The organism is Streptomyces sp. G5(2025) (genome assembly GCF_049542075.1).
GTDB lineage: Bacteria > Actinomycetota > Actinomycetes > Streptomycetales > Streptomycetaceae > Streptomyces.
In genome coordinates, this window is record NZ_JBMUZT010000006.1 from 5,724,174 (window position 1) to 5,747,318 (window position 23,145).

The 23,145-nt window shown below is 71.8% G+C and carries 20 protein-coding genes and 1 pseudogene; 15 read left to right on the forward strand and 6 right to left on the reverse strand.

The genetic code is table 11. The features are described from left to right. Positions 1-99: 99 nt before the first annotated feature. Positions 100-465 carry a MerR family transcriptional regulator gene (locus ACOBQB_RS36845; RefSeq protein WP_423598250.1) on the reverse strand — a complete coding sequence of 122 codons (366 nt, stop codon included), beginning with the start codon at positions 463-465 and terminating at the stop codon, positions 100-102. A gap of 56 nt (positions 466-521) precedes the next feature. Here ACOBQB_RS36845 and ACOBQB_RS36850 point away from each other — a divergent pair, with 56 nt between their 5' ends. After that, positions 522-1,643, forward strand: a complete 1,122-nt coding sequence (locus ACOBQB_RS36850) for an alkene reductase (RefSeq protein ID WP_423598252.1) — start codon at positions 522-524, stop codon at positions 1,641-1,643. Here the strand turns inward: ACOBQB_RS36850 and ACOBQB_RS36855 are convergent. Then, positions 1,622-2,329: a nitroreductase family protein gene (locus ACOBQB_RS36855; RefSeq protein WP_423598254.1), complete on the reverse strand. Its 708-nt coding sequence runs from the start codon at positions 2,327-2,329 to the stop codon at positions 1,622-1,624. The genes ACOBQB_RS36850 and ACOBQB_RS36855 overlap by 22 nt on opposite strands. A 36-nt stretch (positions 2,330-2,365) precedes the next feature. On the opposite strand from ACOBQB_RS36855, the pseudogene ACOBQB_RS36860 reads away from it, so the two are divergent. Together ACOBQB_RS36860 and ACOBQB_RS36865 are read left to right on the forward strand one after the other, a co-directional pair. Then, positions 2,366-2,955: pseudogene (locus ACOBQB_RS36860) on the forward strand (GNAT family N-acetyltransferase). A 289-nt stretch (positions 2,956-3,244) separates the two neighbouring features. Beyond that, positions 3,245-3,382 carry a hypothetical protein gene (locus ACOBQB_RS36865; RefSeq protein ID WP_423598256.1) on the forward strand — a complete coding sequence of 46 codons (138 nt, stop codon included), beginning with the start codon at positions 3,245-3,247 and terminating at the stop codon, positions 3,380-3,382. Here the strand turns inward: ACOBQB_RS36865 and ACOBQB_RS36870 are convergent. After that, positions 3,376-5,016, reverse strand: coding sequence for a purple acid phosphatase family protein (locus tag ACOBQB_RS36870; protein ID WP_423598258.1), 1,641 nt, complete (start codon positions 5,014-5,016; stop codon positions 3,376-3,378). The genes ACOBQB_RS36865 and ACOBQB_RS36870 overlap by 7 nt on opposite strands. A gap of 128 nt (positions 5,017-5,144) precedes the next feature. Between ACOBQB_RS36870 and ACOBQB_RS36875 the strand changes: the two genes are divergently transcribed. Together ACOBQB_RS36875 and ACOBQB_RS36880 are read left to right on the forward strand one after the other, a co-directional pair. After that, entirely contained in the window at positions 5,145-6,194 is a 1,050-nt protein-coding gene (locus tag ACOBQB_RS36875) for a 3-isopropylmalate dehydrogenase (RefSeq protein WP_423598260.1), read from the forward strand. 257 nt (positions 6,195-6,451) lie between these two features. Further along, positions 6,452-7,552, forward strand: a complete 1,101-nt coding sequence (locus ACOBQB_RS36880; RefSeq protein WP_423598993.1) for a branched-chain amino acid aminotransferase — start codon at positions 6,452-6,454, stop codon at positions 7,550-7,552. Between the two features lie 594 nt (positions 7,553-8,146). Here the strand turns inward: ACOBQB_RS36880 and ACOBQB_RS36885 are convergent. Beyond that, a complete protein-coding gene (locus ACOBQB_RS36885; protein ID WP_423598262.1) occupies positions 8,147-8,782 on the reverse strand; it encodes a TetR/AcrR family transcriptional regulator in 636 nt (211 codons plus the stop codon). Between the two features lie 146 nt (positions 8,783-8,928). Between ACOBQB_RS36885 and ACOBQB_RS36890 the strand changes: the two genes are divergently transcribed. Beyond that, positions 8,929-9,858 (forward strand): zinc-binding dehydrogenase, encoded by a 930-nt coding sequence (locus ACOBQB_RS36890; protein ID WP_423598264.1) that lies wholly within the window; start codon positions 8,929-8,931, stop codon positions 9,856-9,858. Between the two features lie 51 nt (positions 9,859-9,909). Here the strand turns inward: ACOBQB_RS36890 and ACOBQB_RS36895 are convergent, their stop codons facing one another. After that, positions 9,910-11,364 (reverse strand): cytosine permease, encoded by a 1,455-nt coding sequence (locus tag ACOBQB_RS36895; RefSeq protein ID WP_423598266.1) that lies wholly within the window; start codon positions 11,362-11,364, stop codon positions 9,910-9,912. A 156-nt stretch (positions 11,365-11,520) separates the two neighbouring features. Between ACOBQB_RS36895 and ureA the strand changes: the two genes are divergently transcribed. The 8 genes from ureA to ACOBQB_RS36935 all read left to right on the forward strand — a co-directional run bounded on the left by ureA (position 11,521) and on the right by ACOBQB_RS36935 (position 21,546). Continuing rightward, positions 11,521-12,261: an urease subunit gamma gene (gene ureA / locus ACOBQB_RS36900; RefSeq protein WP_423598268.1), complete on the forward strand. Its 741-nt coding sequence runs from the start codon at positions 11,521-11,523 to the stop codon at positions 12,259-12,261. After that, positions 12,258-13,979, forward strand: a complete 1,722-nt coding sequence (locus tag ACOBQB_RS36905; RefSeq protein WP_423598270.1) for an urease subunit alpha — start codon at positions 12,258-12,260, stop codon at positions 13,977-13,979. The genes ureA and ACOBQB_RS36905 overlap by 4 nt, the downstream gene beginning before the upstream one ends. A gap of 11 nt (positions 13,980-13,990) precedes the next feature. Next, on the forward strand, positions 13,991-15,028 hold the full coding sequence (locus ACOBQB_RS36910; RefSeq protein WP_423598272.1) for an agmatine deiminase family protein: 1,038 nt from the start codon (positions 13,991-13,993) through the stop codon (positions 15,026-15,028). Positions 15,029-15,044: 16 nt separating this feature from the next. Then, positions 15,045-15,653 (forward strand): TetR/AcrR family transcriptional regulator, encoded by a 609-nt coding sequence (locus ACOBQB_RS36915; RefSeq protein ID WP_423598274.1) that lies wholly within the window; start codon positions 15,045-15,047, stop codon positions 15,651-15,653. A gap of 206 nt (positions 15,654-15,859) precedes the next feature. Further along, positions 15,860-17,140: a TolB family protein gene (locus ACOBQB_RS36920; RefSeq protein ID WP_423598276.1), complete on the forward strand. Its 1,281-nt coding sequence runs from the start codon at positions 15,860-15,862 to the stop codon at positions 17,138-17,140. A 364-nt stretch (positions 17,141-17,504) separates the two neighbouring features. Continuing rightward, positions 17,505-19,109 (forward strand): citramalate synthase, encoded by a 1,605-nt coding sequence (gene cimA / locus ACOBQB_RS36925; RefSeq protein WP_423598278.1) that lies wholly within the window; start codon positions 17,505-17,507, stop codon positions 19,107-19,109. A 49-nt stretch (positions 19,110-19,158) separates the two neighbouring features. Next, positions 19,159-20,523 (forward strand): hypothetical protein, encoded by a 1,365-nt coding sequence (locus ACOBQB_RS36930; RefSeq protein ID WP_423598280.1) that lies wholly within the window; start codon positions 19,159-19,161, stop codon positions 20,521-20,523. Positions 20,524-20,631: 108 nt separating this feature from the next. Then, positions 20,632-21,546 carry an alpha/beta fold hydrolase gene (locus ACOBQB_RS36935; RefSeq protein ID WP_423598282.1) on the forward strand — a complete coding sequence of 305 codons (915 nt, stop codon included), beginning with the start codon at positions 20,632-20,634 and terminating at the stop codon, positions 21,544-21,546. Between the two features lie 5 nt (positions 21,547-21,551). Here ACOBQB_RS36935 and ACOBQB_RS36940 read toward each other — a convergent pair whose 3' ends face one another. Further along, the gene (locus ACOBQB_RS36940) at positions 21,552-22,193 is read right to left on the reverse strand and encodes a YceI family protein (RefSeq protein ID WP_423598284.1); all 642 of its coding nucleotides are present in this window, start codon (positions 22,191-22,193) and stop codon (positions 21,552-21,554) included. A gap of 325 nt (positions 22,194-22,518) precedes the next feature. Here ACOBQB_RS36940 and ACOBQB_RS36945 point away from each other — a divergent pair, with 325 nt between their 5' ends. After that, positions 22,519-23,061 (forward strand): hypothetical protein, encoded by a 543-nt coding sequence (locus tag ACOBQB_RS36945; RefSeq protein WP_423598286.1) that lies wholly within the window; start codon positions 22,519-22,521, stop codon positions 23,059-23,061. Positions 23,062-23,145: the final 84 nt, after the last annotated feature.

The window sequence follows — 23,145 nt, forward strand, 5'->3', positions numbered from 1 at the left end:
AACCCCTCAATGGAACTTTGACGGTTGATGAGGGGTGAGTAGAGCACGCGCGCGTCTAACTGGTCAATGTGCGTTAAGGGGTTACAGGGTCGGGAGGTGTCAGCGGGTCGCCCCGGACGCCGCCGTGATCACTTCGTCCAGGACCTCCCTGGCCCGCAGCAGGTCCTCGACCTGGCGGTCGATCCTCGCGCGTTGCTGGGTCAGTTCGTCGACCAGCCACGGTGTCGCCCGGTCGGAGGGGCCGCCGTCCTTGTCCCGCATGCACGGCAGGAGGTCGACGATCGTCGCGCTGCACAGGCCCGCCGCGAACAGCTCCTGGATGTGGACCACTCGGTCGACCGCGCTCTCCGGGTAGTCGCGGTGGCCGCCCGAGGTGCGGTCCGCGTACAGCAGGCCCTGCTTCTCGTAATAGCGCAGGGATCGCTCGCTCACGGCGGTGCGCCTCGCCAGCTCGCCGATTCTCATGCCCGGGGACCTCCGCACTTGAAACTCACACCAGTGTCAACTTCTACCGTTCCGGCATGACGAACAACGCGCTTCTGACGCCCTATTCCGCAGGCTCCCTCGGCCTCCTTCCCCACCGCATGGTCATGGCGCCCATGACGCGGCTGCGGGCGACGGCCGACGGTACGCCGCTGCCGGTCGTCGCCGACTACTACGCCCAGCGCGCGAGCGCCGGCCTCATCGTCACCGAGGGCATCTGGCCCAGCAGCCGCGGCCAGAGCGGCTGGCGCTACCCGGGACTTGAGACCGCCGCGCACATCGAGGGCTGGCGGCGCGTCACCGACGCCGTGCACGCCGCGGGCGGCCGGATCTACGCCCAGCTGATGCACGGCGGCCGCCACGGCCACCCCCTGTCCCGCGTCGACGGCGACGTGCCCGCCGCGCCGTCCGCCGTGCTCGTGGACCCGAGCCGCGTCCACGTGCCCGGACACCGCAAGGCGGACGCCGTCACACCGCGCGAGATGAGCACGGCCGACATCCGCACGGCCGTCCAGGACTTCGTGGCCGCCGCCCGCAACGCCATCGCGGCGGGCTTCGACGGGGTCGAACTGCACGGCGCCAACAGCTACTTGATCCACCAGTTCCTCGCGGACAACAGCAACCTCCGCGACGACGAGTACGGCAGAGGATCGGTCGCCGACCGCATCCGTTTCGCCGTCGAGGTCGTGCGCGCGGTCGCCGACGCCATCGGCGCCGCACGGCTCGGGCTGCGGCTGTCGCCCGGCAACCCGCAGTTCGGCATGGCGGAGGCCGACCCCGGCCCCGTCTACCGCGCGCTGCTCGACGAGATCGACGGGCTCGGTCTCGCCTACCTCCACCTCACCGACAACGACCGCTATCCGGCCCTCGCCGACCTGCGCCCCCGCTGGCACGGCGTCCTCATCGCCAACGTCGGCGAGAACGGCGACCCCACGACGCGGGAAGCGGGCGAGGCGCTGCTCGCGTCCGGGGCCGCCGATCTCGTCTCGTACGGACGGGGGTTCATCGCCAACCCCGACCTGCCGGAGCGGTTCGCGGTCGGGGCGCCCCTCCAGGAGATCGACCAGACCCTCCTCTACGGAGAAGGCGCCGAGGGGTACACCGACTATCCGGCCCTGTCGGCGCGGCTGGTGTCCGCTCAGACCTCCACGAGGACCTGATCGAGCGACTTGCGCACGAGGTCGGGAACCTGGCAGTCCGGCGCCGGATACCCGACGGGGATCACCGCGAACGCCTTCTCGTTCTCGGGGCGGCCGAGCACCTGGGACAGGAACCGCATCGGGCTCGGCGTGTGGATCAGCGCGGCGAGGCCGGACAGATGCAGGGCGGACAGCAGCATCCCCACGGCGATGCCGACCGACTCGTCGACGTAGTAGTGCTTGTGCTTGGTGCCGTCCTCGCCGAGCCAGTAGCGCTGCTGGAAGACGACGATCAGCGCGGGCGCGTCCGTCAGGTGCGGCTTCACCTCGTCCGTGCCGAGGGGGCGCAGGGCCGCGAGCCACTCCTCGCCGAGCCGCCCGTCGTACGAGATCTGCTCCTCGTGCTCGGCGGCCTCGCGGATGCGGCGGCGGACGTCCGGGTCCTGGACGAGGGCGAACGTCCACGGCTGCTGGTGCGCGCCGGACGGCGCCGTCGCCGCGCACGCGATGGCGTCCCGCACCACTTGGGCGGGCACCGGGTCCGGGGCGAACTGCCGCACCGTGCGCCGCTCCCGCATCCGCGCCCGCAACTCGGCGGCCTGCGCCAGGGATTCGTCCTCGGGCATGCGCTCGGGCCGGTACGGCACGGAGCGGTAGGGCTCGCCATGGATGGGGGTCCACTGTCGTTGCTGCTCGGTCTTAGGCATGTGTCCGATTCTGCTGTGGGCAGGGGTCTCGGCGCCATGGTGCAGACCAATCACACCCCTCAGATCCGGGCTGGGTACGGTGGGCAGGTGCCGGAGAACTCCTTGCGTACCGCCCACACCAGCGACCTGACCGCCACCGCCCTGCGCGCCGCCCGCGCCCTGCTCGACGAGGCCTTCGACGGCGACTTCAGCGACGAGGACTGGGACCACGGGCTCGGCGGTATCCACGCCCTGGTCCACGACGGCGCGGGCACGCTGCTCGCACACGGCTCCGTGGTGCAGCGGCGGATCCTGCACAACGGCCGTTCGCTGCGGGTCGGTTACGTCGAAGCGGTCGCCGTCCGTCCCGGCCGGCAGCGGCAGGGACTCGGTGGGCAGGTGATGAGCGCACTGGAGCGGGTCATCGACGGGGCGTACGCGCTGGGGGCGCTGTCGGCGTCGTCGGAAGGGCGGCGGCTCTACCTCGCGCGCGGGTGGCAGGAGTGGCGGGGCGCGGTCGGCACGCTCGGCCCGGGTGGGGTCGTCCACCTGCCGGACGAGGATCCGCCGCTGCTGCGGGAGCGGGCCCGGACCTCGACCCGGCCCACGAGCTCCTGATCGACTGGCGGGACGGAGATGTGTTCTAGACGTGTGCTGACCGTCCGTTCGCCGTATGGGCCCTGATCTCCGTAGGGGCCCTGATCCGCGAGCAAAGAACGGCACACGCGTGAAGCCCGTCTCAGATAGTAGGAAGCCCGAGTAATTGTGGAGACAGACGCTCCGCGCTGCCTTAGCGTTGTAGGAGCCGAACGTCTCGCTCGATCAAGCGAATGGCGGTCGTGAGCCGGAGCCCCGCGCAGGCGAACCCTGCCGCTCCGCCGCTCCCCGTCGCTTCCGGCGTCTCGAAACACCCTTCCCCTCAAGGAGTGGATCCCCATGGCCGAGACGACCGTCCGCCGAATCCGTCACACCTCCCGCAAGAGCGACTCCGAGCGCACCGAGCGCAAGAACGCCGCCCTGGCCCTCCAGCGGGCCCTCGACCGCAGGGACAACGGCGGGGAGACGGGTCACTGAGACCCGCGCACGCCGCGCACCCCGCGTACGACCTCGAAGTGGTCGACGCGCTCGCCGCTCTCGGCGAGCGCGGAGACCGACAGCTTCGGGCGCGCGCCCGCCGTCACCTCCACCGCGAGGAACGAGAAACCGGTGTAGCGCACCCGTGACCACGCGACCTTCTCGGGGTCGGACCGCCGGGCCTTCGTCCAGTGGAAGGTCGCGATCTCGTCGCGATCGTGGACGTCGCCCTCGTGGCTGTCCGGCACCCCGGGGCCGAATTCGTAGAGGTCCTTGCCCGCGCCGCCCGCGGTGACGTACACGATGCCGTCGCGCGTCGGATCGGTCGACGCGCCGACGGGCACGGGCTTGCCGACCTCGCCGCCCTTGATGGCGTCGGTGCGTTCGTAGACGTGGTTGTGGCCGTTGACGACCAGGTCCACCTGATGCTTCGTGAACAGTGGCAGCCACGCGTCGCGCACCCCGCCGTCGGAGGCGTGCCGCGACGTCGAGTAGGCACAGTGGTGGAAGAAGACGACGACGAAGTCGATGCCGTCGTCCGCCCGCAGCTCACCCAGCCGCCTGTCCAGCCAGGCGGTCTGCTTCCCGTCCGTGTAGCCCCTGTTGGCGGGGATCTCGTACGAGACGTCGTTGGCGTCCAGCGCGACGACGCCGACGTTGCCGTACGTGAAGGAGTAGACGCCCGGTGCGCGGCGCGGGTCGAAGCCGTTGTCGGGGAGCGACCAGCGCGCGGACTGCCCGCCGTAGCCGTTCGGCGAGTACCACGCCTCCATGTCGTGGTTGCCGGTCGTCACCATCCACGGCACCGACTTCGCGACCGTCTCCGTCTGCGCGAGGAAGGTGTCCCACACGCGCGCGTCATAGGTGTCCGAGTCCTCCCCGTGCCCGGTGGTGTCCGCATAGCAGATGTCGCCCGCGTGCAGATGGAAGGCCGGGTTCTGCCCCAGGATCACCTGGTCGTTGGCGAGCGCGTGATAGCTGACGCCCTGGTCGCCGAAGGCCGTGAAGACGAACCTCTCCGGCCGCGCGGGCGCCGTCCTGAACGAGCCGATTGTCGCCATCCGCTCGGGTGAGGCCGGATCGAAGCCGTCGTGGCCGACGCCGTAGTAGTACGTGGCGCCGGGCTTGAGCCCGTCGAGCGCCGCGTGCAGGTAGTACTGCTCCACGGCCGGCAGCTTCTTGGAGAGCGAGGGCGTGTGGAGGTCACGTACCTCCGCCTCGATCTTCTGGCTCAGCTCCCAGGGCTTCGGGCCCACTCGCACATAGGGGGACTTGACGGACAGCGGCACCTGCCAGGAGATCCGCATCTGTGTCCTCGGGTCGGCGCCGAACGCCAGATGCCGGCCGAAGGGCGCGACCAGCCTGCCGTCGACCCGCACCGGGGCGGCCGGGGCGCTCGACGTGTGCGCGGCCGGCGCGCCCCCGCCGTACGCGGTGCTCGAACTGCCCGTGAGCAGGCCGGCGCCCGCCACCGTCCCGGCCGCCGCGAACGAACGGGCGAGCACCTTGCGGCGCGAGAGCCTAGCGCGCAGGTACTCGTGCTGCTCCGGCATGCTCATCCGGGCCGCGAGCCGCTCCGGAATGCCGAGGTTCGGAATGCCGAGGTCCGAAATGCCGAGGTTCGGTGTGTCCATGGCAGGGAACTTCCCAGCGTTGCCCAACTCCCGCCACACGCCGGGGTGAACAGAACCTGTCTGCCGGGGAGATGTCCGCATGCCGGACAGCGCATGTCATTCCCTGGGACGGAAGGTACGCTGCCCGCATGTCGGACAGCTCTCGCATCCTCAATCTCGCAGTGATCCCCGGTGACGGCATCGGCCAGGAAGTCGTGGCCCAGGGGCTCAAGGTCCTTGGCGCCGTCCTTCCGCCGGATGTGAAGCTGGAGACCACGGAGTACGACTTCGGCGCCAAGCGCTACCACGCCACCGGTGAGACCCTCACCGACGCCGACGTCGAAGCCCTCAAGCGGCACGACGCCATCCTCCTCGGCGCGATCGGCGACCCCTCGGTCCCGTCCGGCGTCCTGGAGCGCGGCTTCCTGCTGAAGCTCCGCTTCCTCTTCGACCACCACGTGAACCTGCGGCCCTCGAAGCTGCTCCCGGGCGTCGCGACCCCGCTCAAGGACCAGCCCGAGATCGACTTCATCGTCGTGCGCGAGGGCACCGAGGGCCCCTACACCGGCAACGGCGGGTCGATCCGCACCGGAACGCCGCACGAGGTCGCCACCGAGGTCTCCGTCAACACCGCCTTCGGCGTGGAGCGTGTGGTCCGCGACGCCTTCGCCCGCGCGCAGGCCCGCCCGCGCAAGAAGCTGACGCTGGTCCACAAGAACAACGTCCTCGCCTACGCCGGTCACCTCTGGACGAACGTCTTCAACAAGGTGGCCGAGGAGTTCCCCGAGGTCACCACCGACTACATCCACGTCGACGCCGCGACGATCTACCTCGTCACCGACCCCGGCCGCTTCGACGTGATCGTCACCGACAACCTCTTCGGCGACATCATCACCGACCTCGCCGCGGCCGTCTCCGGCGGCATCGGCGTCGCGGCCTCCGGCAACATCAACCCGAGCCGCGAGTTCCCGTCCATGTTCGAGCCCGTGCACGGCTCGGCGCCGGACATCGCGGGCCAGGGCAAGGCCGACCCCTCGGCCACCGTCCTCTCCGTCGCCCTCCTGCTGCGCCACCTCGGCTACGAGCCCGAGGCCGCCCGCATCGAGGCCGCCGTCTCCGCGGACCTCGCGGAGCGCGGGGAGAGCGTGCGCACCACCGAGCAGATCGGCGACGCGCTCGCCGTACGAGCAGCGGGCTGACCCGGCGGCTCGACGACCACACAGAAGCCGCCGGGTCCTCAGGGCACCCGGCGGCTTCTCGTATGCGGCTCCGGAGTGTCACCATCGACCCCCGGGCCGCATTCCTGCCGTTTCTCCCTCGGGACCCCGCGAGCGATAATCGAACGTGGGGCCGTGAACGACAGGGAAGCTCGGACGTCCCAGTACCGGTGCAGTTACCGCTCGGTACGGGCGTGAGCGCGGTCCGTCACCATCACACCGTGAAGGACGAAGCACTCATGACGACGACGCCGACGACGCCGACCATCGAGCTCAAGCCCTCCTCGTCGCCGCTGGCCGCGGCGGAGCGCGAGGCGATCATGGCCAACCCCGGGTTCGGCCGCCACTTCACCGACCATATGGTGACGATCAAGTGGACGGAAGGCCGCGGGTGGCACGACGGCCAGCTCGTCCCCTACGGCCCGCTGGCGCTCGACCCGGCGACGAACGTCCTGCACTACGCCCAGGAGATCTTCGAGGGCCTCAAGGCCTACCGGCAGCCCGACGGCTCGGTGGCCACCTTCCGGCCCGACGCCAACGCCCGCCGCTTCCAGTCCTCCGCGCGGCGCCTCGCCATGCCGGAGCTGCCGGTCGAGACGTTCATCGAGGCGTGCGACGTGCTGGTCAAGCAGGACAAGGCGTGGGTTCCGGCGCACGGCGGCGAGGAGTCCCTCTACCTGCGCCCGTTCATGATCGCGACCGAGGTCGGCCTCGGCGTGAAGCCCGCGAACGAGTACCTGTTCGTCGTCATCGCCTCGCCGGCTGGTGCCTACTTCCCCGGCGGCGTCAAGCCCGTCTCCATCTGGCTCTCCGAGGACCGCGTGCGCGCGGTGCCGGGCGGCATGGGCGACGCGAAGACCGGCGGCAACTACGCGGCGTCGCTGCTCGCGCAGGCCGAGGCCGCGGCGAAGGGCTGCGACCAGGTCGCCTACCTCGACGCGGTCGAGCACAAGTGGGTCGAGGAACTGGGCGGCATGAACCTGTACTTCGTGTACGGCAACAAGATCGTGACGCCGACCTTGACCGGCTCCCTGCTCGCGGGTGTCACCCGTGACTCGCTCCTCACGGTCGCCCGTGACCTCGGCTATGAGTCGGAGGAGGCCCGCGTCTCCATCGACCAGTGGAAGGCGGACTCCGAGAACGGCACGCTCACGGAGGTCTTCGCCTGCGGCACGGCGGCGGTCATCACGCCGGTCGGCACGGTCAAGTGCAACGCGGGGGAGTGGCGGCAGAGCGGGGGCGAGCCGGGCGAGGTCACGATGAAGCTGCGGGACGCGTTGCTGGACATCCAGCGGGGCACGGTGGAGGACAGCCACGGCTGGATGCACGGTCTCGGCTGAGGGCTTCGCGGTATCTCTGTGGCCCCGCGGCCGTGCTGGGCGCGGGGCTGTTCCCTTCGCCTTCGGCCGCGGGCCGGCGGGGGCTGGTCGCGCAGTTCCTCGCGCCCCTGAGGGGGTTTGCGCGTGGGGTGGTGAGGTGGTCTCGGTGCCTTTGGTGGGCGTGGGGTTCTCGTCTTTGCTCTTTGGCGCGGGCCGGCGGGGGCTGGTCGCGCAGTTCCTCGCGCCCCTGAGGGGGGTTGCGCGTGGCGTGGTGAGGTGGTCTCGGTGCCTTTGGTGGGCGTGGGGTTCTCGTCTTTGCTCTTTGGCGCGGGCCGGCGGGGGCTGGTCGCGCAGTTCCTCGCGCCCCTGAGGGGGGTTGCGCGTGGCGTGGTGAGGTGGTCTCCGTGACTCTGGTGGGCGGGGTTTCCGCTCTGTGGTGCGGGCCCGTCGTGGCTGGTCGCGCAGTCCTCGCGCCCCTGATCAGAGCCTCGCGCGCTGCGCACCCGAGATGACACGCGGACGAAGACCGTGGGCAGCCGCGGCCTTCAGGGGCGCGGGGAACTGCGCGATCAGCCCCCACCGTGCCCGCGGACGAAACCGCCCGTCCGCCGGGGGCTACCGCGCGGCAAGGGCGAGACTCCCCGGCACCGCGCCGCAGGCATCCCGTACCGCCGCCGCGAGGGAGTCCCGCGTCGGCCCGGGGCTCTCGGCCCACCCCTCCAGCGCCCGGTGGAACGCCGCCACCAGCAGGTCGATCGCGAGCCGAGGACGCAGATCGCCCCCGCCCGGCAGGGCGAACCGGCGCCGCAGCGTGACGAGCGCCGCCCGGCTCGTGCGGTCGCAGAACGCGAGGCAGTGCGCGTCCATGGACGGCGTGACCGCCGCCAGCCGCCGGCTGAGCAGCACCCGGTGGGCCCACCCCTCACCCGGCATCCGCGCCACCGCGCCGAGCAGCGTGTCCCGCAGTACGTCGAACAGCGGCTGTCCCGCGGCCGGTTCGGCCTTCTCCAGCTCTTCGAGGAACGCCGCCCACAGGTCCTGGGTCGGCGCCATCGCCACGTCTTCCTTGCTGCTGAACGTACGGAAGAACGTGCGCTTGCTGACCTCCACCGCGTCGCACAGCGCGTCGAGCGTGACGCCGTCGAAGCCCCGCTCCGTGAACAGCTCCAGAGCCGTGTCGACAAGCGCCTGCCGCGTCCGCAGCTTCTTGCGTTCCCGCAGGGGCAGCTCTTCGAGGTCCATCGCGTCCATGCCGGGAGTGTAGCCGCCGAGTGCGACGCCGGAGCGAACGCCCCTTGAAGGCTTATGCCACTCAGTGGCACTATTGCCGCGGGCCGGGCTCCACCCCCGGCGCCCGGCCCACTCCCTCTTGGCGTACGTCGAAAGGCTCCACACCCATGCGCGCACTCCTGGTCGACCATTCCGCCCCCGGCGGCCTGCGCCTCGGCGAGGCCCCGGACCCCGAGCCCGCACCGCACCAGGCCCTGGTCCGGGTCGCCGCCACCTCCCTCAACTACGGAGAGGTCCGCCACGTCCTGGAGGGAGCCCCCGACGGCGCGGTGCTCGGCTGGGACGCGGCCGGCGTGGTCGAGCGTGCCGCCGCCGACGGCTCGGGGCCCGCCGTCGGTACCCCGGTGGTGACCATGGACGCCGCCGGGGGCTGGGCCGAACTCCGCGCCGTCACCACGGACTTGATCGGCACCGTGCCCGAGGGCGCCGACCCGGGGGCCGTCAGCACCGTGCCGGTCGCCGGTGCCAGCGCCCTGCGCGCCCTGCACCGCGTCGGCCCGATCCTCGGCAGGCGCGTCATGGTCACGGGCGCCACCGGCGGCGTCGGGCGGTACGCGGTGCAGCTCGCCCGGCAGGGCGGTGCGGAGGTCGTCGCGGTGACCGGCGATCCCGAGGGGCGGGGCGAGATGCTCAGGGCCCTCGGCGCGCACGAGGTCATCGCCACCCCTGCCGCGGCAGCGGCTCCGGTGGACGGCGTGGTGGACATGATCGGCGGCCGTCAACTCGTCGAGGCCTACGAACAGTTGGAACAGCACGGCACGCTCGTGTCCGTCGGGCACTCCGGCGGTGACGCCGAGCACTTCCCGCACGGGGCCCTCTACGGGGACCAGGGCCGCCACGACCGTTCGGTGGTCAGCTTCTACCTGCTCGGCTGCACCGGCCTCGCCCGGGACCTGGGCCTGCTCGCGCGGCAGGTGGCGTCCGGGGCGCTCGACCCCGGCACATCCTGGCGGGGCCCCTGGGGCGAGTTCGGGGAGGCGGCCGACGCGCTGCTCGACCGCCGTCTGCACGGCAAGGCCATCCTGGACATCGGCTGAGGCGCGGCGCCCCGCGGGGGTATTGGCGCCGCGCGGCGTCCGAAGCCTCCGTCAGCCCACGTGATCGACGGAAGGCGCCACCGGAGCGGCGGTCGCCGGAGCCGTCTCCAGGGCGCCCCCGGCGGCCTGGTCCCGCCCCGTCAGCGCCAGGTAGACCGCGCCGCCCACCACCCCGGACAGCAGGAAGCTGCAGTCGACCCCGCCCGTCAGTGACAGCAGCGGACCCTCGTACGAGGGGAGGGAGACCGCGAGCAGCCCGACGGCGGCGCCGAGCGCCCAGGCCGCGGTGGCCTGCACGTTCCAGCCGGAGCGGTACCAGTAGACGCCGCCCCGTGAGCGGCGGTTGAAGACCTGGAGGGCCTGAGCGTCGTACTCCCCGCGACAGCGCGCGAAGCCGATCAGGGTGATGACCGCCCAGGGTGTGCCGATGGCGGTCAGGAGCAGGACGAACGACGTCATCGCGTCCTGCGCCTCCCACGCGTAGTGGCCGACGAAGACGCAGGCCGTGGCGACGACGGCGACGGTGTACGTGGCGCGGGCGCGGGAGGCACGGGGCAGGATGGCGTCCAGGTCGAGGCCCATCGAGTACAGCATCAGGCCCGCGTTGCCCACCGACCCGGCGGAGGCGGCGAGCAGCAGCGGCACCAGGTACCAGGTGGGGGAGGCGTCGACGAGCCCGCCCGCGTAGTCCAGGGCGGCGCGCGCCGCGTACGCCGTGAAGGTGCCGAAGAGCTGCGGGATCAGCAGCCCCGCGAGGAGCCCCACCCAGGCCGCGCCGAGCACCGCGCGGGAGCTGTGGCGGGCCGGGGAGACGTAGCGGGTGTAGTCGCCGAGCAGCGTGATGAAGGCGATGGGCCCCGACAGGCCCGCCGCCACCAGGGCGAGCAGCCAGGTCGGCCAGAACGAGCCGAGGAGGTAGCCGCCCGCGCCCGGCAGCGCCGAGGTCGTGAAGTCGGGGGCGTACGCGATGACGCCGAGGAGCAGCAGCGCCGTCATGCCGAAGGCGAGGACCCGGGAGAGCCGCAGCAGGACACGGTAGCCGAAGACCGCGCCGATCACGGTGGCGGCGGCGAGCAGGGCGTAGACCAGGCCGTACGAGAGACCGCCGGCCGGCAGGCCGGTCAGGCGGTGCAGGGTGCCCACCATCACGTCGCCGCCGATCCAGATGGTCAGCGCGGTGTAGCCGAGCGAGAGCAGCAGGCCGACGACCGAGCCGACGAGCCGGCCGCGCACGCCGAACTGGGCACCGGATGAGGTGGAGAGGTTGGTCCCGGTGCGCAGGGACACCAGGGCGAGCGGCGCGGTGAGCGCGGTGCCGATCACCGTGCCCGCCACCACCGCGCTCACCGACTCCCACCAGCTGAGGCCGAACGACACCGGCAGCCAGCCGAAGACGATCACCCCCAGGCAGAGGTTGGAGCCGATCAGGATCGACACGAGGTCTCTGGGGCCGCTGGTGCGCTCCCCGTCCGGGATGGTGTCGACTCCGCGCTGTTCTATCGGCATGAGGGTGCCCCTGACGCTCGGCTGATCTCGATGGCGCTCACAAGTTTTGAGCAGCGCTCAATGTGACCCGTGCAAACCTCTCCCGTCAATGCTTCCAGCATGCGGATTTCGTGGTTAGAGTGATGTTCTAACTTTGCGATCAGGGAGGTGCACGGCGTGCGACTGACGCCCACCGAACGCGACCGGCTGCTGCTCTTCGGGGCCGCCGAGCTCGCCAGGGCCCGCAAGGCGCGCGGCCTCAGACTCAACGTCCCCGAGGCGACCGCGCTGATCGCCGACACGGTGTGCGAGGCCGCCCGCGACGGCGCCCGCCTCGCCGAGGCCGTCGAGCGCGCCCGCGCCGTACTCGGCCCGGACGACGTCCTGCCGGGCGTCGCCGACGTGGTCACCGAGGTGCACGTGGAGGCCGTCTTCGACGACGGGTCCCGCCTCGCCGTCGTCTCCGACCCCATCGGCGGCGGTCCCGACGGTCTCAGCGGTAGCGGCAGCCTCGGCAGCGAGGCGCCCGGCGCCCTGCTGCCCGGCCCCGCGCACGACGACCCCGCACCCACCGTGACGCTGACCGTGCGCAACACCGCCACCGTGCCCATCTCCGTGACCTCGCACTTCCACTTCTTCGAGGCCAACCCCCGGCTCGACTTCGACCGCGCCGCCGCGTACGGCCTGCGCCTGGCCGTACCCGCCGGTTCCTCCGTCCGCTTCGGCCCCGGCGAGAGCGGCGAGGTCGGACTGCTGCCCATCGGCGGCGAGCGGATCGCCATCGGCTTCGCCGGCCTGGTCGACGGCCCGCTGGACGCCCCGGGCGCCCGCGAAGAGGCGCTGCGCCGCGCCGCCGCCTGCGGCTACCTCGGCGTACCGGAAACGACCGACCAGACCGACCAGGAGGCCGAGCGATGAGCCGCCCCGGAGGCCACCCCGCCGCACCCCGCCGCCTCACCCCCTACGAGTACGCCGCCACGCACGGCCCCCGCGCCGGCGACCACGTCCGGCTCGGCGACTCCGGGCTGACGATCCGCGTGGAGTCCGACTCCCAGAGGTACGGCGACGAGTTCCTCGCCGGGTTCGGCAAGACCGCCCGCGACGGGCTGCACCTGAAGGCCGCCGCCATCCGCGAGACCTGCGACGTCGTCATCAGCAACGTCGTCGTCATCGACGCCGTGCAGGGCATCCGCAAGGTGTCCATCGGCATCAGGGAAGGCCGCATCCACGCCATCGGGCGCGCGGGCAACCCCGACACCCTCGACGGCGTCGACGTCGTCGTCGGCACCGGCACGTCCATCGTCTCCGGCGAGGGGCTGATCGCCACCGCGGGCTCCGTCGACACCCACGTCCACCTGCTCTCGCCGCGCATCATGGAGGCCTCCCTCGCCTCCGGCGTCACCACGATCATCGGCCAGGAGTTCGGACCGGTGTGGGGCGTCGGCGTCAACTCGCCCTGGGCGCTGCGCCACGCGTTCAACGCCTTCGACGCCTGGCCGGTCAACATCGGCTTCCTCGGCCGGGGTTCGTCCTCGCACGACGCCCCGCTGATCGAGGCGCTCGCCGAGGGCGGCGCGTCCGGCTTCAAGGTGCACGAGGACATGGGCGCGCACACCCGCGCGCTGGACACCGCGCTGCGCGTCGCCGAGGAACACGACGTCCAAGTCGCCCTGCACAGCGACGGCCTGAACGAGTGCCTCTCGGTGGAGGACACCCTGAAGGTCCTCGACGGCCGGACCATCCACGCCTTCCACATCGAGGGCTGTGGCGGCGGCCACGTGCCGAACGTCCTGAAGATGGCGGGCGTCCCGAACGTCATCGGCTCCTCCACCAACCCCACCCTGCCCTTCGGGCGCGACGCCGTCGCCGAGCACTACGGCATGATCGTCTCCGTCCACGACCTGAAGACCGACCTGCCGGGCGACGCCGCCATGGCCCGCGACCGCATCCGGGCCGGGACGATGGGCGCCGAGGACGTGCTGCACGACCTGGGCGCCATCGGCATCACCTCGTCCGACGCGCAGGGCATGGGCCGCGCGGGCGAGACCGTACGCCGCACCTTCGCGATGGCCGGGAAGATGAAGGCCGAGCTCGGCCCGATGGAGGGCGACGGCCCGCACGACGACAACGCCCGCGTCCTGCGCTACATCGCCAAGCTGACCATCAACCCCGCCCTCGCGCACGGCCTCGCCCACGAGGTCGGCTCCATCGAGGTCGGCAAGATGGCCGACATCGTGCTGTGGCGCCCCCAGTACTTCGGCGCCAAGCCGCAGATGGTCCTGAAGTCCGGCTTCCCCGCCTACGGCGTCACCGGCGACCCCAACGCCGCCACCGACACCTGCGAACCCCTCGTCCTCGGCCCGCTGTTCGGCGCCCACGGCGCCGTGCCCGCCGACATCTCCGTGGCGTTCGTCGCGCAGGCCGCCGTCGACCAGGGCAACGACACGATGCCCACCCGCCGCCGCAGGGTCGCGGTGCGCGGCACGCGCGGCATCGGCCCGGCCGACCTGCGGCTGAACTCCCGTACCGGCGCCGTCGACGTGAACCAGAAGACCGGCCTCGTCACCCTCGACGGCGACCCGGTCCGCTCCGAGCCGGCCGACTCCGTCTCCCTCAACCGCCTCTACTTCCTTTAAAGGTGTACGTCATGACTGCTGCCGCCGACGGCTTCCGCATGCCCGCAGAGTGGGCCCCGCACGAACGCACCTGGATGGCGTGGCCGTGCCCCAACCCCACCTTCGACGACCCCGCGGACCTCGACGAGTCCCGCCTGGCCTGGGCGAACGTCGCCCGCGCCGTACGCCGCTTCGAACCTGTCACCGTGGTCTGCGGGCCCGCCCAGTCCGCGTACGCGAGCGAACTGCTCGGCCCGGACATCGAGGTGGTGGAGCGGGAGCTCGACGACGCCTGGATGCGGGACATAGGCCCCACCTTCCTCACCGACGGCAAGGGCACACTGGCCGCGGTGGACTGGACGTTCAACGGCTGGGGCGCCCAGGAGTGGGCCCGCTGGGAGCACGACTCCAAGATCGGCGCGTACGTCGCCGACCTGGCCGGAGCCCGGACGTACTCCTCGAAGCTGGTCAACGAGGGCGGCGGCATCCACGTCGACGGCGAGGGCACCGTCCTGCTCACCGAGACCGTCCAGCTCGGCCCCGAGCGCAACCCCGGCCTGACCAAGGAGGAGGTCGAGGCGGAGATCCACGCCCACCTCGGCACCACCAAGGCGATCTGGCTGCCGCGCGGCCTCACCGCCGACTACCCCGGCCACGGCTACGGCACCCTCGGCCACGTCGACATCGTCGCCGCCTTCGCCGCGCCCGGCGTCGTCCTCGTCCACTCCCAGCGCGACCCCGCCCACCCCGACTTCGAGGTCAGCAAGGAGATCATCGCCACCCTGAAGGGGCAGACGGACGCGCGCGGCCGCACCCTGCGGATCGTCGAGGTACCCGCCCCGACCGTCCTCAAGGACGACGAGGGCTGGGTCGACTACTCCTACATCAACCACTACCTCTGCAACGGCGGCGTCGTCCTGTGCGCCTTCGGCGACCCGAACGACGAGCTGGCCGCGGGCATCTTCCGCGGCCTCTTCCCCGACCGTACGGTGACGCTCGTCGACGCCCGTACGATCTTTGCCGGGGGCGGTGGCATTCATTGCATCACCCAGCAGCAGCCGAAGGTGTGAGCTAAGGAGCAGTGACATGGCCGGTCAGGTCCGTGCGCGGAAGAACGCCCCACCGCGTGAGGACGTGCTGACCGTCGCCATGGAGATGATCGCCGAGCGTGGCCTGGAGAAGCTGACCATGGCCGCGCTCGGCCGTGAGGTCGGCATGAGCTCCGGACACCTCCTCTACTACTTCCGCACCAAGGACGAGCTGCTCCTGCGCACCCTGGAGTGGAGCGAGGGCCGCCTCGGTATCGAGCGCGGCCGCCTCCTGGCCCGCCCCGGCACGGCCCGCGCGCGCCTGGACGCCTATGTCGAGCTGTACGTCCCCGACGGCCCCGGCGACCCCCACTGGACGCTCTGGCTGGAGGTCTGGAACCGCTCCCTCAACGCCGACGAGGAGGGCCGCGACCGGCAGGCCGCGATCGAGGGCGCCTGGCACCGTGACCTGGTGGCGCTGCTCGCCGAGGGCGTCTCGCGCGGTGAGTTCGCCCTGCCCGACACCGACCGTTTCGCGGCCCGGCTGCGGGCGATGCTCGACGGGTTCTCCATCCACGTGGCGATCGGGCTGCGCGGCACCGGCCGGGACCAAGTCCTCGCGCACGTACGGGAGTTCCTCGACGTGGCGCTCGCCTCGGACGCGTAGGGACGCCCCGCGGCCTGTCTAGGTTGTACGCATACCGGCGGATTGCCTGCCCGCCCAGGGGTGCGCTTGTATGCGAGTGGGCCTTCGATGGTGGGCCGGGGATGCGACAGGCTTCGGGGAAGCCATGTCCATGAGCGGACGTGTGTGCGCACAGACCGGCTCGATTCGGCGTCGCCCGACCAGGAGAACTTACGGGGGAACAGCTCATGCCCAGCACCAGCACACACCGCACCACCAGGCACCGCACCCATACGCACCGCGCCGCCCTGTCCGCCGCCGTCCTCGCGGTCACCGTCGTCGCCCTGCCCGCGGCCGTCGCCGCCCCGGCCGCGCCCCGCACCGAGGGCGTCAGCGTCACGCCCGGGGGCAAGGCCGCGAACGACCGGTCCGCCGGGGCCGTGATCAGCCGCGACGGCCGGTTCGCGGCCTTCGACTCCGCGGCCACCGACCTGGTCACCGGCGACACGAACGGCGCGCGCGACATCTTCGTACGCGATCTGCGCACCGGGAAGACGGAGCGCATCGCCCTGAAGGGCCGCCAGGTCGGCGGTCCGGCCCTGAGCGCCGACGGCCGCCACGTCGCGTTCGTCTCCAGCCCCGCGGACTCCTACTCCGACCGCGACGTGCGCCTTTACGACCGCAGGACCAGGAAGGTCGAGCGCCTCGACGTCGAACTGCCCGACGGCTACCCCGGCGACGGCGCGGGCAGCGTCTCCCTGAGCGCCGACGCGCGCTACGCCGTCTTCAGCACCGACGGGCCGCAGTTCGACGGCACCGCGGTCTTCCTGCGCGACCGGAAGACCGGCACCACCGAGAAGGTCAGCCACCCCTACACGGGCGACGACGGGGAGCGCGACGCCCACTCGCCGACCGTCAGCGACGACGGCCGCCGCGTCGTCTACGCCAACTCCTTCGTCAACGGCCCGCGCGGCGACGACTGGAGCGACCTGTGGCTGCGCGACCGCAGGACCGGAAAGGTGACGCAGGTCGACCGTTCCCACGACGGCTCCAGGACCGAGAAGGAGTCCCTGACCCCGTCCATCAGCGGCGACGGCCGCACGGTCGTCTTCGAGTCCCGCGACACCCATCTGGTTCCGAACGACGACGACGCCGCGTGGAACGTCTTCGTCCACGACATCGCCACCGGCACGAACCAGCGGATCCACGGCACCCAGGGCGGATCCGGCGCGGTCTACACCCGCGCGCCGGCCCTCAGCGCCGACGGCCGCTACCTCACCTTCCTCTCGGAGCTGGCCGAGCCGGGTTCGAAATACGGCAAGGAGTGGCCCGTCTACCTGCGGGACCTGAAGGAGGGCGACACCACGCTGGTCACCCCTGACACCACCGGCGGCGCGGCCACGGCGGGCGTCACCCCGGGCGGCATCTCGGCAAACGGCCGCCGGATCGCCTTCCTCTCCGCCGACGAGAAGCTGCTGAGCGGCGACACCAACGACGGCGACGACGCCTTCGTACGCCACCTGCGCTGACGCCACCTGGGCTGACGTCTCCGCGGTGGATGCCCCCGTGGTGCGGGCGGGCGGCGTGTCCGGCACGCCGCCCGCATCGTGAGACAAGGCCGCGCGGCGGGGGCACGCTGTGGCAGGCTGCGTCCGTGCTCTCGTTCGCCATGATTATTGGCAGCAGGCGCGCCGGTCCGCAGTGACCGTCTCGTACCCATCACGTACGGGCGGACACCGTCGTCCTCGACCCGCGCGCAGACCTCTCGCACCCGCGAGGGGTTTTTTCGTTTCCCGGCCCAACCGCAGCCGGACGCGGAGCACGCGGGATCATTGTGGGCGGTGGAGCCGGTCTTTCCGGTAGACCGAGATCCGACACAGGAGCCAGATCAGCATGACGGAAACCAGCATCCCCGACGATTCCTTCCACGTCTTCGACACGACGCTGCGCGACGGCGCCCAGCGCGAGGGCATCAACCTGACCGTCGCGGACAAGCTGACCATCGCCCGGCATCTGGACGACTTCGGCGTGGGCTTCATCGAGGGCGGCTGGCCCGGCGCCAACCCGCGCGACACCGAGTTCTTCGCGCGGGCCCAGCAGGAGATCACCTTCCGGCACGCCCAGCTCGTCGCCTTCGGCGCCACCCGCCGCGCGGGCGCCAGGGCGGCCGACGACCCGCAGGTGAACGCCCTGCTCGCGTCCGGCGCCCCCGTCATCACCCTCGTCGCCAAGGCCCACGACCGCCACGTCGAACTGGCCCTGCGCACCACCCTGGACGAGAACCTGGAGATGGTCCGCGACACCGTCTCCTACCTGCGCGGGCAGGGGCGGCGCGTCTTCGTGGACTGCGAGCACTTCTTCGACGGCTACCGCGCCAACCCCGAGTACGCCAAGTCCGTCGTCCGCACCGCCGCCGAGGCGGGCGCCGACGTGGTCGTCCTGTGCGACACCAACGGCGGCATGCTCCCCGCCCAGGTCCACGCCGTCGTGGCCACCGTCGCCGCCGACACCGGCGCCCGCCTGGGCATCCACGCCCAGGACGACACCGGCTGCGCGGTGGCCAACACCCTCGCCGCCGTCGACGCCGGCGCCACCCACGTACAGTGCACGGCCAACGGCTACGGCGAACGCGTCGGCAACGCCAACCTCTTCCCGGTCACCGCCGCCCTCGAACTCAAATACGGCAAGCAGGTCCTCCCCGAGGGCTCGCTGCGCGAGATGACCCGCGTCTCGCACGCCATCGCCGAGGTCGTCAACCTCACGCCCTCCACGCATCAGCCGTACGTCGGTGTCTCCGCCTTCGCGCACAAGGCGGGCCTGCACGCCTCCGCGATCAAGGTCGACCCCGACCTCTACCAGCACATCGACCCGGACCTCGTCGGCAACCGCATCCGCATGCTCGTCTCCGACATGGCGGGCCGCGCCTCCATCGAGCTGAAGGGCAAGGAGCTGGGCGTCGACCTCGGCGACGACCGCGCGCTGGTCGGCCGGGTCGTGGAGCGCGTCAAGGAGCGCGAACTCCAGGGCTACACCTACGAGGCCGCCGACGCCTCCTTCGAGCTGCTGCTGAGGGAGGAGGCCGAGGGCCGGGCCCGCCGCTACTTCCGCGTCGAGTCCTGGCGGGCGATCGTCGAGGACCGCCCCGACGGCACGCACGCCAACGAGGCGACCGTGAAACTGTGGGCCAAGGGCGAGCGCATCGTCGCCACGGCGGAGGGAAACGGCCCGGTCAACGCCCTCGACCGGGCGCTGCGGGTCGGCCTGGAGCGGATCTACCCGCAGCTCGCCAAGCTGGAGCTGGTGGACTACAAGGTCCGCATCCTGGAAGGCAAGCACGGCACGTCGTCCACGACGCGCGTGCTGATCTCGACGTCGGACGGCGTGGGGGAGTGGTCGACCGTGGGCGTCGCGGAGAACGTCATCGCCGCCTCGTGGGGCGCGCTGGAGGACGCCTACACGTACGGCCTGCTGCGGGCCGGGGTCGAGCCGCCCGAGTAACCCCTTCCCCGAACCTCCGCGGGCGGCCCCGCTGGGTTACGTTCGAAGTATGAGGAATCGGGTGAAGCGGTTCAGTGTGGGGCTTTCCGGGCTGCTGCTCGCCCTGGGCGCCGCGTCCTTCACGGCGGCTCCCGGGGCGTCGGCCGTCTCCAGCACCTCGGAGGTGGCCGAGGCCTGGCGGCAGGATCCGGTGTACGTCGATCCCGCGGCGTCGGACCAGCTGTCCGACGCCCAGGCCGACGCCCTTGCCCAGAAGATCGAGGACGCGGACAAACCGGTGTTCGTGGCCGTGCTGCCGCAGGACTTCCCGCGACAGGACATCTTCCAGAAGCTGCGGACCGAGACGGGCGTGACCGGTGTGTACGCGGTCCGGCTCGGCGACGCGTTCGACGCCAAGGCCGACCGGTCGGTGCTGACGGGCAACGCCGTCACCAACCTCGTCTCGCTGGTCCGCGGCCAGGACACGAACACGCAGCTCAACGAATTCGTCGACGAGGCGATCGCGCAGGCCCGGGGCGACGCCCCGCGGTTCTGGAGCGGCGGACCCGTGGGCGAGGGCGTCTCGGTGGGCACCCTGGCCGGGGTCGGCGTGGTCATCGTGGCCGGCGGCGTGGGCGCGTACGCCGTGATCCGGCGCAAGAAGCGGCGTCACGAGCAGGCGCAGGCCGAGGCGCTGCGCAAACTGTCCGTCGTCGTCGACGAGGACATCACCGCGTTCGGCGAGGAACTGGACCGGCTCGACTTCCACCCCGCCGAGCCCGGGGCGGACGACGCGATGCGCGCCGACTACGAACGCGCGCTCGACGCGTACGAGAAGGCCAAGTCGTACATGGCGGCCGCGACGCGCCCGGATGACGTGCGCGGGGTGACCCAGGCCCTGGAGGACGGACGCTTCTCCCTGGCGCTGCTCGCCGCGCGGCGCGAGCGCCGCCCCCTGCCGGAGCGCCGGGCACCCTGCTTCTTCGACCCCCGGCACGGCCCCTCGGTCCAGGACGCGACGTGGGCGCCGCCCGGCGGCGCGCGGCGCGAGGTCCCCGTCTGCGCGGCCGACGCGGTACGCCTGGCGGACGGGCAGGACCCGATGGTGCGCACGGTGGCCACGGACTCGGGCGAGCGGCGCCCCTACTGGGAGGCCGGGCCCGCGTACGGGCCGTGGGCGGGCGGGTACTTCGGCGGAGGCATCCTGCCGGGCCTGCTGATCGGCACGATGCTCGGCGGAATGATGGCGGGCCCCGCGTACGCGGCGGACTACGGCTACGGCGACGGATACGGGTACGGGGACGCCGGTGGTGGCTACGAGGGCGGCGACCAGTCCGGGGCGGACTTCGATCCGGGCGACTTCGGGGGCGGAGGCGACTTCGGTGGGGGCGGTGACTTCGGTGGAGGCGGTGACTTCGGCGGCGGCAGCTTCTGACCTGGCGGCGCCGACGCCCGGCACTTGACCCCTCTTCGCGTGAGACGATACGTTCCGTCTCGATAGTGCGGGATCGAGATGCGGTCCTGTCGTGCGGGAGGGTGGCTCATGAAGCGCGTCGACGAGCAGGTGCAGGTGCAGCGGGTGCAGGTGCGGGAGCAGTATGTCGAGGTCGCACCGGGAGTGCGGCTGTGGACCGAGCGGCGTGGGCCGGCCGGCGCCCCGGCGCTGCTCCTGGTCATGGGGGCCCAGGCCTCCGGGATCGGCTGGCCGGAGCCGCTGGTGGACGCGCTCGCCGAGCATCACCACGTCATCCGCTACGACCACCGCGACACGGGCAGGTCCAGTCACCCGTTCGATGAACATCCCTACCGCGTCACGGACCTGGCGCAGGACGTGGTCGCGGTCCTGGATGGCCTCGGGATCGAGCGAGCGCACCTCGTCGGACTGTCACTGGGCGGCATGCTCGCCCAGCTGGTGCTGGCCGACCACCCCGAACGGGTGCTGAGCGCGACCCTGTTGGGCACGTGCGCGCTGAGCGAGACGCCGTACGTGCGGCCGGACGGTACGCGCGTACCCGTCGCGGAGCTGCCCGGCATCGCGCCGGAGGTGCTTGAGCTGTGGGCGCGCCCGGTCGCGGACCACGGCCCGGCGGCCGAGCTGGACCGGCGGGTGGAGCACTGGCGGGTGCTGGGCGGCGGCCAACTCCCGTTCGACGCCGCGTACTTCAGGGAACTGGAGCGGCGCGTCATCGAACACGCCGGGACCTACGCGGTCTCGACCGCGCACGGCCGCGCCGACGACTCCGGCATGCCGCGCACCGCCGAGCTGGCCCGGAACGCGGTCCCGGTCCTCGTCGTCTCGGCTCCCGCCGAGCCGGTCTTCCCGCCCCCGCACCCCCAGCACCTGGCCCAAGTCGTCGCGGGGGCCCGGCTGGTGGAGATACCGGGTATGGGGCACGCCCTGCCTCCGGCCGTGCTCGGGCCGCTCACGGAGGCGATCCTGGGGCACACAGTGGCCTGACGGGTTCAGGAGGCGGCCTTGATCGCCGAAATGTCGAAGTTCAGCTTGATCTTGTCGGAGACGAGCACGCCACCGGTCTCCAGTGCGGCGTTCCAGGTGAGACCCCACTGCGAACGCAGGATCTCGGCCTTGCCCTCGAAGCCGACGCGCTCGTTGCCGAACGGGTCCTTGGCCGAGCCGTTGAACTCCAGGTCGACGGAGAGCGGCTTCGTCGTGCCCAGGATCGTCAGATCGCCGGTGACGCGGTAGTCGTCGCCGCCGAGGGCCTCCGCCTTGGTGGTGCGGAAGGTCATCTCCGGGAACTCCTCGGTCTTGAAGAAGTCCGCGCTCTTCAGGTGACCGTCGCGGTCGGCGTTGCCGGTGTCGATGCTGTCCATCCGTACGTCGATGGAGGCCGTCGAGCGGGACGGGTCGGCGCCGTCCAGGTGCAGCGTGCCCGAGACGTCGCGGAAGGAGCCCTTGACGTTCGTGACCATGGCGTGCCGGGCTACGAAGCCGATCGTCGAGTGGGCGGGGTCGATCGTGTAGTCACCGGTCAGCGCGGCGAGCGCCGGGTCGATCGCGGCGGGCGCGGTGGCCTGGGCGGTGCCCTTGGTGGTGCCCTTGGTGGTGCTGGTGGTGTCGTTCTTGCGGCCGAAGAGACCCATGACGTGCTCCTTGGGGACGAGCTCCGCTCGGGGAGCTTCTATTGAAGGTTCAACGAGATTCAAGGTAGCGCGATTCAGTTCAATTTTCAACTTCTAGCGAGGGTTTGGCGGCGGGCTTGGTGGCGGGCTCGGCGGAGGCCTGGCGCGGCAGGTCTGGCGCCACGTTGCGTCCGCTGGAGGTATGGCGCCGCTGTGGCGCGATAGTGGCGCCAAAAAGTCGCACCTCCGGTCTGACCTGCGACAAGCGTCGCCCGCACGCTCTTGTTGCGCCTTATGGGCGTCACGGACGCTTGCGATGGCGCCATAGTGGTGCCACTATGGCGCCATGAACCTCACGCAGTACGTCGACCAGCTCCGGCAGGAGCTCGCGGTGGCCGCCGAGGCGGGCGGCGAGGAGGCCCGGGCCCTGGCCGAGCGTCTCACCGCCCCGCTCGAATCGGCCGCGCGGCTCACCCTGCTGAACGCCCTGTCCGCCGCCGCTCAAGAGATCACCAGCGATCTCGCGCCGGGCTCGGTGGACGTACGGCTGCGCGGACTCGACCCCGAGTTCGTGGTGACGCCCCCGCCCTCGGCGGAGCCGTTCGACGCCGAGGCGCAGTACGCGGCACTGATGGCGGCGCAGCCGCCCGCGCCCCCCGCCCCCGAGATCCCGGACGACGGTGGCACGGCCCGCGTCAACCTCCGCCTTCCGGCCCACGTGAAGACCCGCGTGGAAGAGGCCGCGAGCCGCGACGGCCTCTCGGTCAACGCCTGGCTGGTCCGCGCCGTCTCCGCCGCCCTGGACCGGGCCGGCGGCGGACCGGGCGCCACCGCGGGCCACCGCGAGGCCCGCGGCTTCGGCGGCGGCTTCACGGGCTGGGTGCGCTGACCGGCTCTCACCGGAGGCCGCCCGCACCCCTCACCGCTGCTCCACCCTCACCGACACCGAGCCCGCTGGGCTCGCCGAGCCATC